This window comes from Novosphingobium sp. MD-1 (assembly GCF_001014975.1).
Classification (GTDB): domain Bacteria; phylum Pseudomonadota; class Alphaproteobacteria; order Sphingomonadales; family Sphingomonadaceae; genus Novosphingobium.
Genome location: NZ_BBXA01000020.1, coordinates 264,224 through 277,123, shown reverse-complemented (window position 1 = coordinate 277,123; position 12,900 = coordinate 264,224). Strand labels below are relative to the sequence as shown.

At 69.1% G+C, this 12,900-nt stretch carries 10 protein-coding genes; all 10 read left to right on the top strand.

The window, feature by feature from the left end:
• The first annotated feature begins 4 nt into the window (after positions 1-4).
• Positions 5-607, top strand: a complete 603-nt coding sequence (locus NMD1_RS06210; RefSeq protein WP_124808097.1) for a methylamine utilization protein MauD — start codon at positions 5-7, stop codon at positions 605-607.
• Positions 608-656: 49 nt separating this feature from the next.
• On the top strand, positions 657-1,199 hold the full coding sequence (locus NMD1_RS06205) for a methylamine dehydrogenase light chain (protein WP_124808098.1): 543 nt from the start codon (positions 657-659) through the stop codon (positions 1,197-1,199).
• Positions 1,200-1,243: 44 nt separating this feature from the next.
• On the top strand, positions 1,244-1,786 hold the full coding sequence (locus NMD1_RS06200) for a cytochrome C (RefSeq protein WP_125954076.1): 543 nt from the start codon (positions 1,244-1,246) through the stop codon (positions 1,784-1,786).
• A 31-nt stretch (positions 1,787-1,817) separates the two neighbouring features.
• A complete protein-coding gene (locus tag NMD1_RS06195) occupies positions 1,818-2,816 on the top strand; it encodes an XdhC family protein (RefSeq protein ID WP_125954075.1) in 999 nt (332 codons plus the stop codon).
• Entirely contained in the window at positions 2,809-3,396 is a 588-nt protein-coding gene (locus NMD1_RS06190; RefSeq protein ID WP_125954074.1) for an NTP transferase domain-containing protein, read from the top strand. The genes NMD1_RS06195 and NMD1_RS06190 overlap by 8 nt, the downstream gene beginning before the upstream one ends.
• Positions 3,397-3,424: 28 nt before the next feature.
• Positions 3,425-4,579, top strand: coding sequence for a pyridoxal phosphate-dependent aminotransferase (locus tag NMD1_RS06185; protein ID WP_125954073.1), 1,155 nt, complete (start codon positions 3,425-3,427; stop codon positions 4,577-4,579).
• 234 nt (positions 4,580-4,813) lie between these two features.
• The gene (locus NMD1_RS06180) at positions 4,814-8,230 is read left to right on the top strand and encodes a DUF2126 domain-containing protein (RefSeq protein WP_125954072.1); all 3,417 of its coding nucleotides are present in this window, start codon (positions 4,814-4,816) and stop codon (positions 8,228-8,230) included.
• Positions 8,230-10,719 (top strand): circularly permuted type 2 ATP-grasp protein, encoded by a 2,490-nt coding sequence (locus NMD1_RS06175; protein ID WP_125954071.1) that lies wholly within the window; start codon positions 8,230-8,232, stop codon positions 10,717-10,719. The genes NMD1_RS06180 and NMD1_RS06175 overlap by 1 nt, the downstream gene beginning before the upstream one ends.
• A 10-nt stretch (positions 10,720-10,729) precedes the next feature.
• A complete protein-coding gene (locus NMD1_RS06170; RefSeq protein ID WP_124808105.1) occupies positions 10,730-11,611 on the top strand; it encodes a transglutaminase family protein in 882 nt (293 codons plus the stop codon).
• Between the two features lie 146 nt (positions 11,612-11,757).
• Entirely contained in the window at positions 11,758-12,864 is a 1,107-nt protein-coding gene (locus NMD1_RS06165) for an NADH:flavin oxidoreductase/NADH oxidase (protein WP_125954070.1), read from the top strand.
• Positions 12,865-12,900 lie beyond the last annotated feature (36 nt).

Genomic DNA, 12,900 nt, shown 5'->3' with positions numbered 1-12,900 from the left:
GCCCATGCTGACGGCGCTTATCGTTTCGCAGGTCATTTCGTGGGGCGTGGTCCTCGCGCTCGTCGTCGCCGTTCTGGCGCTGGCGCGGCAGGTGGGCGTGCTGCACATGCGCGTGGCGCCGGCCGGGGCCTTGACCACGGCGGGCGGGCCTTCGGTGGGCGCGCGATCGGCCGCCATTCCGGCGCGGACGCTCGAAGGCGCGGCGGTGACCGTCGGTGGCGCCGCGCCCGGATCGGCGCTGCGCCTGCTGATGTTCGTGTCGGCCGCCTGCCCGCTGTGCAAGGGGCTGATTCCGATGGCCAAGTCGTTCGCGCGCGACGAGCGCGTGCAGCTGATCTTCGTGGGGGACGACGATCCGGCGGTGCAGCGCGGGATGATCGAACAGCACGGCCTGGGATCGTACCAGTTCATCAACGGGCCGGACGTGGGGCAGGCGTTCGAGGTGGGCAAGCTGCCTTACGCGGTGCTGCTCGACGCCGATGGCACGGTGCTGTCCAAGGGGCTGGTCAACAGCCGCGAACACCTGGAGAGCCTCGTGATCGCGCACGAGATGGGCGTCCGTTCGGTGCAGGACTATATCGGAAGCCTGAAGGCGGAAGTGGCGTGATGGCTGTGGCGCGGCTTGCCCGCGCGGACAATTTCAAGGGGGCATGGTCATGAAGAAGTTCGATGCGGACGCCATGGGCGAAACGCTGCTTCGCCGTTTCGCGGGCGGCACCTCGCGCCGTGGCATCCTGGCACGGCTGGGCGCGGCGCTGGTGGCCGCCCCGGTGTTTCCGCTGCTGCCGGTTAGCCGGGCCGAGGCGGCCAAGCCTGACCGGTCGGGCGAAGGCAAGACCGCTTTCGCCCGCGTGGCGCAGAGCAAGGACAACACCAAGTGCGATTACTGGCGCTATTGCGCGATCGACGGTTCGCTCTGCACCTGCTGCGGCGGCGGCATCCACACCTGCCCGCCCGGCGCGGAACCTTCGCCGGTTTCGTGGGTGGGCACCTGCGTCAATCCCGATGACGGCAAGTCCTACCTGATCGCCTATCGCGATTGCTGCGGCAAGGCGTACTGCATGCAGTGCGATTGCAACAATACCGACCGCGAGACGCAGCTCTACGTGCCGCAGCTCAACAACGACGTGATCTGGTGCTTCGGCACGAGTAGCATGGAATACCACTGCTCCACCGCTGTGCTTGTCGGCCCGGCCTGACCGGGCGATTGCGCGAACGGACCGCGCAGAGGGATATTGGCGGCATGGCGTTTCGTTCCTGGCCCGTTTTCTGCCTGGCGCTGATGGCGCTGGCCTGTGCCGTCGGGCGCGCGGATGGGCGCGCGACGCCGGCCCAGCCCAGTCCGGCCCAGCTCACCCCGGCGGAGGTGATGGTCGATCCGGAACTGGCGCGGTCGGACTATGTCGAGCACTGCGCCGGCTGCCATGGGGTGCAGGGCAAATCCGCGCCCGCGCCGCTGCCCGAACTGTTCGGCCGCGTCGGCTGGTTCATGTGTACGCCGCAATCGCGCGCCTATCTGCTGCGCCTGCCCAATATCGCGCACAGCCGGATCAAGGATAACGCGGAACTGGCGGACATGATGAACTACGTGGTCTTCGTGATCGGCGCGGGCAGCGTGCCGCCGGGGACCAGGCCGTTCACGGGCGCGGAAGTGACGCGCGAACGGCCGCTGGTGATGGATTCGGCCTCGCTGACCGCCGAACGCGCCCGCCATGCCGCCGACGCGATCCGCAAGTGCCGTGCGCCGGCCTCGCTCGGCCTGCTCTATCCGGGCGAGACCAAGTGACCCGGGCGCGGGAATGTGGTATGCGGCGCCGATGATCGCGCCCACCCCCATCGACATCCTGCGCCTGCTGGTGCGCGGCGCGGCCGACGGAATCGATGGCGTGCTGGTGACGCTGGCCGGCATTGAGGGCACGTCTTCGCGCGCGATCGGGACGCAGATGGCGGTGCTGGCCGATGGCCGCCACGCCGGTTCGTTCTCGGGCGGTTGCATCGAGGCCGCGGTGATCGCCGAGGCGCTGGACGTGCTGGCGCGCGGCGAGGGGCGGGTCATCCGCTATGGTTCCGGATCGCCCTATATCGATATCCGCCTGCCTTGCGGCGGGGGGATCGACCTGTTGTTCACGCCCTGCCGCGATGCGCGATCGATCGTGGCCGTGCTGGGGGCGCTGGCCCGACGCGAACCGATGGCGCTCGCGCTCGGCGTCGCGGGGGCCGCGCCTGCCGTGGCCGATGCCCCGGCAGGATGGAGTGCGGACGCGTTCGTGCAGCACTACGTGCCGCCACTGCGGCTGGTGGCGGTGGGGCAGGGCGAAGACCTTGCTGCGCTCGCCCGGCTGGCCATGGCGTTCGGCATCGAGGTCATCGCGCATGCGCCCGAACGCGATCCGTTGATGCGGGAAGCCGCCGGGGCGATGGCGGTGCATCCGATGGCTTCGCGCACGGCCGAGGTAGCTTTCGCGAGCGATGCGTGGACGGCAATCGTCTTTCTGTTCCACGACCACGATTGGGAAGAGGCCCTGCTGCCGCGCGCGCTGGCCGCGCCGGCCTTCTACCACGGCGCGATCGGCAGCCGGCGGACGCACCGCGCGCGGGTGGACATGCTGCGCGCGGCAGGCGTGCCGGAATCGCGGATCGATGCCTTGCGCGGCTCGATCGGCCTGATTCCGTCCACGCGCGATCCGGCCACTCTGGCGCTGTCGATCCTGGGCGAGGTGGTGCAGGATTATCAGGCCTGCGCCGGCGGTGCCGAATGGACGACCGCCAGGGCGCAACCAACCGCCGCCGGCCTGACCGCCACGCTGCGTGGCTGACCCGGATTTTGCGGGCATCGCAGTCCTCCTGCTGGCGGCAGGACGGGGCACGCGGTTCGGTGGAGCCAAGCTGGACGCGGACCTGGAAGGACGGCCTGTAGCCTTCCATGCCGCCGCCATGCTGGCCGGGCTGCCCTTCGCCCGGCATTTTGCCGTCGTGCGCGGGGATACGCCCGCCCTTGCTCCGCTCGGCTGGGCGACCTTGCCACTCGATCCTCCCCACGCGCCGCAATCCCGCTCGCTGGCGATCGGCGTGGCGGCGGCGCGGGCAGCGGGCGCACGCGGTGTGCTGATTGCGCTCGCGGACATGCCGCTGGTGCCTGCCGCGCACGTCGCGGCGCTGGTTTCGGCGTTCGACGGGGACCGCATCGCCAGCGGCGCGGGGGGGCAACGCATGCCGCCGGCTCTGTTCGGCGCGAGGCACTTCGGCGCGCTGGAGGCCCTGTCCGGGGACCGGGGCGCGGGCGCGCTGCTGGCGGACGCGCCTTGCCTGCCGCTGCCACCGGAGGCGGAACTGGACGTGGACCGGCCCGAAGACCTGGCGCGCGCCCAGAGTCTTTTGCGGTCCGGCCTTCTGTGATGCGGGGGGGCGTGCTAGTCGGCAGGGCATGACCGCCCGCCTAGAGCCATTTCACGCCATTGCCGTCAGCCGCATCGCCCATCGCCTGGGCACGGAGGGGCGTTCGATCATCCACATGGAATTCGGCCAGCCTTCCACCGGCGCGCCCGCCGAAGCGATCGCCGCCGCGCACCATGTGCTCGATACCGATCCCATGGGCTACTGGGAAAGCCCGAAGCTGAAAGCGCGGATCGCCCGGCACTATCAGGAAACCTGCGGCGCGGTGATCGATCCCGAACAGATCGTGTTGACCTGCGGGGCATCGCCGGGGCTGGTGCTGGCGCTGTCGCTGCTGTTCGATCCCGGCGCGCGCGTCGCCATCGCGCGGCCCGGCTATGTCGCCTATCGCAACAACCTGCGCGCGCTGCACATGGAACCGGTGGAACTGCCCTGTGGCGAGGCGGAGCGCTACCAGGTGACCGCCGCCGCGCTCGACGCGCTGGACCCGGTCCCCGACGGGCTGATCCTGGCCAGCCCCGCCAATCCCACCGGCACGGTGATCGAACCCGCCGAACTGGCCGCGATCGCCGAGGTCTGCCGCCGCAAGGGCATCCGCGTGATCTCGGACGAGATCTACCACGGCATCACCTATGGCGCGCCGGCGGTGTCGATGCTGGCCGAAGACCGCCAGGCGATCGTGGTCAACAGCTTCTCCAAGTATTTCAGCATGGCCGGCTGGCGGCTGGGCTGGGTGGTGGTGCCCGCCGCGCTGGTGGACCAGGCGCGGGCGCGGATGGGCAACCTGTTCCTGACGCCGCCGGTGCTGGCGCAGCACGCCGGGCTGATCGCGTTCGATTGTCGCGACGAACTCGAAGGCCATGTCGCCACTTATGCGCGCAACCGCGATCTGTTGCTGGCGGCGCTGCCGGGCATGGGGCTGGGCCGCATCGCCCCGCCCGATGGCGCGTTCTACATCTATGCCGACATCGGCCACCTGACCGACGACAGCCTGGCCTTCTGCATCCGCCTGCTGGAGGAAACCGGCGTCGCCACCGCGCCGGGCATCGATTTCGATCCGGTGGAGGGGCACCGCTTCATCCGCATCAGCTTCGCGGTATCGACCGATCGCGTGATCGACGCGATCGAGCGGATGCGGCCCTGGTTCGCGGCGCGCACGGCGGAAGCGCGCGCCGTCTCGGCCTGAGGGGGCAGGTTTCCCACCCCCAGCCCCTCCCGCAAGCGGGAGGGGAGAAGAAGGGATAGCCCCTCCCGGCAAGCGGGAGGGGAGCGAGACTTGCGTCGCCGCAGGCGGCGTTAGTCGCAGCTGGGTGGGCCTTCTGCGCCCCTACGTTCGCAAAACCGACAAGCCCCGATTTTTGCCCGTGACGGCGGCATTACGTGTTGCGGTGCAGCATTGTTTGGCGCACTGTCCCCAACCATGATCAAGGCGGGTCTCCATCACCTCACGCGCTATTCCTACAACAAGCCGGTCATGCTGGGGCCGCAGGTCATCCGCCTGCGACCGGCTCCGCACAGCCGCACGGCGGTGCCCAACTATTCGCTGAAGATCAGCCCGGCCAACCACTTCCTGAACTGGCAGCAGGACCCGCTGGGCAACTGGCAGGCGCGGATCGTGTTTCCCGAACCGGTGGACCATTTCCAGATCGAGGTGGACCTGCTGGCCGAACTGGCGGTGATCAACCCGTTCGATTTCTTCGTCGAGGAATACGCCGAGGAATATCCGTTCGCCTATGCTCCGGCGCTGGCGTCGGACCTTGCCGCCTATTTCGAGACCGAGCCGCAAGGCGCGTTGTTCGCGGCGCTGGCCGACCGGTTCCGGGGCCATCAGGGCCGCACCATCGATTTCCTGGTGGAGATCAACCAGGCGGTCAACCAGACCGTCGGCTATGTGATCCGCATGGAGCCGGGCGTGCAGGCGCCCGAGGAAACGCTGGAGATCGGCACCGGATCGTGCCGCGATTCGGCGTGGTTGCTGGTGCAGTTGTTGCGCACGCTGGGGTTCGCCGCCCGGTTCGTCTCGGGCTATTCGATCCAGCTGACGCCCGATGTGGTCGCGGTCGACGGGCCGAAGGGCGTGTCGCAGGACATCTGCGACCTGCACGCCTGGGCGGAAGTCTATGTTCCCGGCGCGGGCTGGATCGGGCTGGACGCCACCTGGGGCCTCTTCGCCGGCGAAGGCCACATCCCGCTGTGCGCCACGCCGCACTACCGCTCCGCCGCGCCGATCGAAGGCGTGGTGATGGAACCGGTCCATTCGGACTTCCGGTTCGAAATGGAAGTCTCGCGCATCCAGGAAGCGGTGCGGATCACCAAGCCCTTCACCGACGCGCGCTGGGATGCCCTGCTCGCGCTGGGCGACAAGGTGGATGCCGATCTGGCGGCGGGCGACGTGCGGCTCACGATCGGCGGCGAGCCGACCTTCATCGCCGACGACGATTTCGAGGCGCCCGAATGGAACAGCGCGGCGGTCGGCCCGACCAAGGCCGCCTATGCCGACCGGCTGATCCGCCTGCTGCGCGAACGGTTCGCGCCGGGATCGCTGCTCCACCACGGGCAGGGCAAGTGGTATCCGGGCGAAAGCCTGCCGCGCTGGGGCTATGCGATCTACTGGCGCGCCGATGGCGTGCCGATCTGGCGCGATCCGTCGCTGATCGCCGGGGAAAGACCGCCGCAGGAGCATCCGGCCGATGCAGAGGCCGAGGCCGGGGCGCCGCAGCCCGATGCCGCGATGGCCCAGGTGTTCCTGACCACGGCCGCGCGCAATCTGGGGGTGGAGGAGGAGTTCGTCCAGCCGGTCTATGAAGACGCGGTCGAATGGATCGTGAAGGAGGCGGAGCTTCCCGCCAACACCAGCCCCACCGATCCGCAGCTGGACGATCCCGAAGTACGGCAGCGCTTCATGCGCACGTTCCAGCGCGGACTGACCAAGCCGGTGGGCTATGTCCTGCCGGTGCAGCGCTGGCATGCCGCGCCATCGCGGGTGACGCGCTGGCAGAGCGAACGCTGGAAAGTGCGGCGCGGCGCGCTCTATGCGGTGCCGGGCGACAGCGCGCTGGGCTATCGCCTGCCGCTGGGATCGCTGCCGTTCGTGCCGCCGTCCGACTATCCCTATATCCACCCGCGCGACACCGCCGAGCCGCGCGAGCCGCTCGCCGATTTCCGCGCGCAAGTGGCGGAGCGCGGGCACCAGGTGCGCGACGCGGCAACACCGCCAGAAGCCGCCGCCGAACAGGCCAGCATCGCTGTCGAAGGCCCGGCGGGGACGGCGCAGCGCCGGATCGAACAGGTCGCGATCGAAGGCGCGGTCCGCACCGCGCTGACGGTGGAGCCGAAGGACGGTTATCTGTCGGTGTTCCTGCCGCCCGTGGAATCGCTGGACGATTACCTCGACCTGATCGCGGCGGTGGAGCAGGTCGCCGAGGAAACGCGCGTGCCGATCCGGATCGAGGGCTATCCCCCGCCGCCCGATCCGCGCCTGACGGTGCTGAAGATTACCCCCGATCCCGGTGTGATCGAAGTGAACATCCAGCCGGCGAAATCGTGGCGCGAAGCGGTGGACATCACCGAAACGCTGTACGAATGCGCGCGCGAGGTGGGGCTGACGGCGGACAAGTTCATGGTCGATGGCCGCTCCGTCGGCACCGGCGGCGGCAACCATATCGTGCTGGGCGGGCCGACCCTGCTCGATTCGCCGTTCATCCGCCGGCCGGACCTGCTCAAGAGCTTCGTGCTCTACTGGCAGCGCCATCCCGCGCTCAGCTACCTGTTTTCGGGCATGTTCATCGGCCCGACCTGCCAGGCCCCGCGCATCGACGAAGCGCGGCACGATGCGCTCTACGAACTGGAGATCGCGCTGGCGCAGGTGCCCAACCCGAATCACGGGCCGGACCAGCCGCCACCGCCCGCCTGGGTGGTGGACCGCCTGTTCCGCAACCTGCTGGTCGACGTGACGGGCAATACCCACCGCACCGAAATCTGCATCGACAAGCTGTTTTCGCCCGATGGCCCCACCGGCCGGCTCGGCCTTGTCGAGTTCCGCGGGTTCGAGATGCCGCCGGACGCCAAGATGAGCCTGGCGCAGCAATTGCTGTTGCGGGCGCTGGCCGCGTGGTTCTGGAAGCAGCCGCAGGACGGGCCGCTGGTGCGCTGGGGCACGCAGTTGCATGACCGCTTCATGCTGCCGCATTACGTCTGGGCCGATTTCCTCGACGTGCTGGCCGATCTGCGCGGCGCCGGGTACGATTTCGATCCGGTGTGGTTCGAGGCGCAGCGCCAGTTCCGCTTCCCGGTGCACGGCGCGGTCGAGGGCGGCGGCGTGCAGCTTGAAGTGGCGCACGCGCTGGAGCCGTGGAACGTGCTGGGCGAAACCGGCGCGATCGGCGGCACGGTGCGCTATGTCGACAGCTCCACCGAACGCTTGCAGATCCGCGCCAGCGGGCTGGTGCCGGGCCGCCACGTGATCGCCTGCAACGGGCGGCGGCTGCCCCTGCAGCCGACCGGCGTTCCGGGCGAGGCCGTGGCCGGGGTGCGCTACAAGGCGTGGTTCCCCGCCAACTGCCTGCACCCGATGATGCCGGCGCACGCGCCGCTGACGTTCGACATCCTCGATACCTGGAACGGCCGTTCGCTGGGGGGATGCGTCTATCATGTGGCGCATCCGGGCGGGCGCAACTATGATACCGTGCCCGTCAACGGTTATGAGGCGGAAGCCCGGCGCAAGGCGCGCTTCCAGGATCACGGCCATTCGCCGGGCAGTCAGGCCATTCCGGCCGAGGAAGCAGCAGGGGAGTTTCCGATGTCGCTCGATCTCAGGCGTCCCGCGCATCTGATCTGATGGCGCTGGTCGAGAACGCAGCGCCGCCCGCCCCGGCCACCAACCGGTTGCAGGACTATCCGGTCGACGTCGATGCGGGCGACCTGTTTCGCCATGCCTCGGGCGATGTCGCGGAAAAGTGGGTGGCCATGGCCAACGGCCTGTCCTCGCTGGCGGCGGAATCGGGCCTTTCGGTGCAGGAACTGGTCGCGCGCCAGATCCAGGACATGGGCATGAGCTTCCGCATCGCCGGCGATGACGACGAGCGCGAATGGCCGCTGACGCCGATGCCGCTGCTGATCGGCGCGCAGGAATGGGCGGAGGTCGAGCGCGGGCTGATCCAGCGCGCGCGCCTGCTCGAACAGCTTGTGGCGGACATTTACGGCCCACAGCGGCTGGTGGACGATGGTTTCCTGCCCGCCGCCGTGATCGCTGGCAGCCGTTATTTCGCGCGCAACATGGTCGGGCTGAAGCCGCGCGCGGATCATTACCTCCATGTCTACGCGGTCGATCTGGCGCGGGGGCCGCGCGGCCAGTGGCGCGTGCTGGGGGACCGGCTGCGGCTGGCCAACGGCATCGGCTATGCGCTGGAGAACCGCCTGGCGCTGTCACGCGGCACCGGCACGCTGCTGTCGGACATCAACGCCCGGCGTGTCGCGCGCTTCTTCGGAGATCTGCGCGCGGGAATTGCCCGCGATTGCCAGCGCGAAAGCCCGCGCATCGCGCTGCTCACGCCCGGCCGGTTCAACCAGAGCTATCCGGAACAGGCCCATCTCGCGCGCTATCTGGGCTTTCCGCTGGTGGAAGGGCGCGATCTGACGGTGATCGACGACCGGCTCTACATCCGCACGATCGCCGGGCCGAAGCGGATCGACGCGGTGTGGCGCTGGATCGACACCAACGCGCTCGATCCGCTGAGCTTCGATGCGCGGTCCACCATCGGCGTGCCCGACATGTTCGATGCCTGGGCTTCGGGCGGGCTGGAAATGACCAACTGGCCGGGCGTGGAATTGCTGGAGGCGCCGGCCTTCGCCGCGTTCATGCCGCGCCTGTGCCGCACCCTTCTGGGCGAGGAACCGCTGCTGCCGAACATCGCGACCTGGTGGTGCGGGCAACCGGTGGAAGCCGATATCGTGCGCGCCCGGTTCGACGAGTTCGTCATCACGCCGGCGTTCGGCCAGCCGGTCGAGGGACTGGAGGACGTGCGTGGCGTGGCCGGGGCAAGCCTTTCCCCTTCCGCGCGCGACCTGCTGTTCGATGCGATGCAGCGGCGTCCGATGGACTACTGCGGGCAGGAAATCGTCCACCTTTCCACCACGCCTGCGCTGGTGGGGGATCGGTTCGAGCCGCGCCCGTTCACGCTGCGCGCGTTCGTGGCGCGCGGGCCGGATGGCGAATGGACCGTCATGCCCGGCGGATTCGCGCGGCTGGCCTCATCGGGCGGGCTGCTCACCTCGCTCATGGGCGAAGGCGATCTCTCGGCCGACGTCTGCGTGGTCGATGCGGCGGCGGTGCCGGACTATGGCTCGACCACCCTGGGTGATGCCCCGGCGATCCGGCGTGGCGGCGGCATCCTCGCCAGCCAGGCGGCCGACAACCTGTTCTGGTTCGGCCGCTATTGTGAGCGCGCGGAAATGACGGTGCGGATCGTCCGTTCGATCCTGGGCAGTTCGATCGAGGTCGATGCGGGCGGGGGCATCAACCCCGCCGTGCGCGAAAAGCTCGTGGAGCTGCTGTTCCTGTGGGGCGCGATCCGGGCGAAGGACCAGAAGCTGTCCGCGCACGAGGCCTGCCGCATCGCGCTGGGCGATGGCGGGCTGCCGGGCAGCGTCAGCACGCTGCTGGGGAATATCCGCAGCGTTGGCCTGTCGTTGCGCGACCGGTTCGCGCCCGATTTCTGGCGCATCGCCAGCCGGCCGATGCCCAAGCTGGATTCGCACCGCCCCGGCGCCCTGTTGCGCGTGGCGCGGGAACTGGTGGAACGGTTCGGCGCGCTGGCCGGGCTGGGCGCGGAGGACATGGTGCGCGGGCCGGCCTGGCGCTTCCTCGACATCGGCCGGCGGCTGGAACGCGCGCTCGCGGTCTGCCGGATGACGCGCCAGCTGGGCGTGCTGCCGGAAGCCGATGCGCTGGGCGCGCTGCTGGACCTGTGCGACAGCCAGATCACCTACCGGTCGCGCTATCTCAGCGTGCCGTTGCGCGATCCGGTGCTGGACCTGTTGCTGCTCGATGCGGAAAATCCGCGGTCGCTGGTGTTCCAGTTGCAGACGCTGGCCGCGCATGTCACCGCCTTGCCGGCGCTTGGCGAGGACAACCTGCCCGAAGCACCCTTGCGCGAAACGCGCGCCGCGCTCGCGCCGTTCCTCAGCCTGATGATCGATGCCGTCGATGACAGCCTGCTGGGCGAGACGGAACGGCGCCTGCTGACTCTGTCCGAAGCGATTTCCGCGCGATACTTCCTGCAGTTCGAACGGTCCGAACCCGTGGTGCGCAGCAATCTGCTGGTATGATGGTCCGGCGATGATCTACGATGTCCGGCATCTCACCACCGTGCAATACGCGGGCGGCGTGCGTCTGGCGCGCTTCAACCTGCGCCTGAAGCCGGCGTCGTGGCCGGGACAGATCCTGCGCGATTATACGCTGAACATCGATCCGGCGCCGTCCGCGATCCAGCAGGAAAGCGGGCCGTGGGTGGTCAACCGCGCGCGCCTGTCGATCGATGCGCCGCTGAAGAAGCTGTCGATCGAAGCCCGGTTCCGCGTGGAAGTGGCGCCGCCGTGCTTTTCGCTCGACATGGCGGTCAGCCCCACCGTGGCACAAGTGCGCGAACGCACGCTGGTGCGGCGCGATCTGTCGTCCACCAGCCCCGCCGGTTATCTCTACGGTTCCACGGTGGCGCAGATTTCGCCCGAGATCGCGGGCTGGGCGACCCGGTTCTTCACCCCCGGAACGCCCACGCTGGCCGCCGGGCGGGCGCTGATGGAAGCGATCCATGGTGAGTTCAAGTACGATGGCAGCGCCACGGTAGCGGATACACCGCCCGACGTGGCGTTCCGCCTGCGCCGCGGCGTCTGCCAGGACTTCGCCCACATCATGATCGTGGCGGCGCGCGCGCACGGCATTCCCGCGGCCTATGTCAGCGGTTATCTCCGCACGCTGCCGCCGCCCGGCAAACCGAGGCTGGTTGGCGCCGACGCCATGCACGCCTGGGTCAACCTGTGGTGCGGGGACGAATTGGGCTGGGTTGGCTTCGATCCCACCAACGCGATCTTCGCGGGCACCGATCACATCTTCACCGCGATGGGGCGCGACTATGCCGACGTTGCCCCGATCGACGGCGTGTTTCTGGGCGGCGGAAGCCAGAACATGACTGTTGCCGTGGACGTTGTTCCGGTCGATTGAACGGGGTGGGCGCGGGGCCGATCCCGCGGGAGAGTAAACCTTTTGCGCCGGCAAGCGGAATTGCGCGCAGGCAGCGGGTGCAATCCCGGAGCAGCTTCCTATCTTCGCGCGATCGGGCCATGCTGCCCGGAACAGGAGACAGGCGCATGGCGCACCCCACGTTGTTCGAACCGCTTGATATCGGCGGGCTTTCGCTTTCCAACCGCATCGTGATCGCGCCGATGTGCCAGTATTCTGCCGTCGATGGCGAGATGACCGACTGGCACCTCATGCACCTCGGCAATCTTGCCCAATCGGGCGCGGGCGTGCTGACGATCGAGGCGACGGCCGTGCTGCCGGAAGGGCGGATCAGCTATGCCGACGTTGGCCTGTGGGATGACCGGACCGAGGCGGCGATGGCCCGTGTGGTGGAAAGCCTGCGCCGCCATTCGCCGATGCCCATCGCCATCCAGCTGGGGCATGCCGGGCGCAAGGCTTCGACCGACAAGCCGTGGCTGGGCAAGGGCCAGATCGCGCCGGACGCGGACAACGGCTGGCAGACCGAGGCGCCTTCCGCCGTTCCGTTCGCCGCCGGAGAGAACCCGCCGCTGGCGCTGGACCGCGCCGGGATGGACCGCATCCGCGATGCCTTTGCCGAAGCGGCGCGGCGCGCGGCGCGGATCGGTATCGATGCCGTGCAGATTCACGGCGCGCACGGCTATCTGCTGCACCAGTTCCTGTCGCCGCTTTCGAACCGGCGGGACGATGCGTATGGCGGCAGCCTGGAGAACCGGATGCGGTTCCCGCTGGAAGTGTTCGATGCCGTGCGCGCCGCCTTCCCGGCGGAGCGCCCGGTGACGGTCCGGGTTTCCGGAACCGACTGGGTGAACGGCGGCTGGGATGCGGAGCAGACCGTCGCCTTCGCGCGCGAGCTGGAGCGCCGGGGCGCCGCCGCGATCCACGTTTCGAGCGGCGGGCTCGATCCGCGTCAGGCGATTCCCGTGGCTCCCGGATATCAGGTGCCGCTGGCGCGCGCGGTGAAGCAGGCGGTCTCCATTCCCGTGATCGCGGTCGGGCTCATCACCGGGTTCGAGCAGGCTGAACAGATCGTCGCTTCGGGCGATGCGGACCTCGTCGCGTTGGCGCGCACCATCCTTTACGACCCGCGCTGGCCCTGGCACGCGGCGGCCCATCTTGGTGCCTCGGTCCATGCGGCGGACCAGTATCTTCGCTGCCAGCCGCACCAGTATCGCCATCTCTTCGCGGCGGGCTGAAGCGCTGCCTACGCAAAAGGGCAGGGGCCTGGAGCA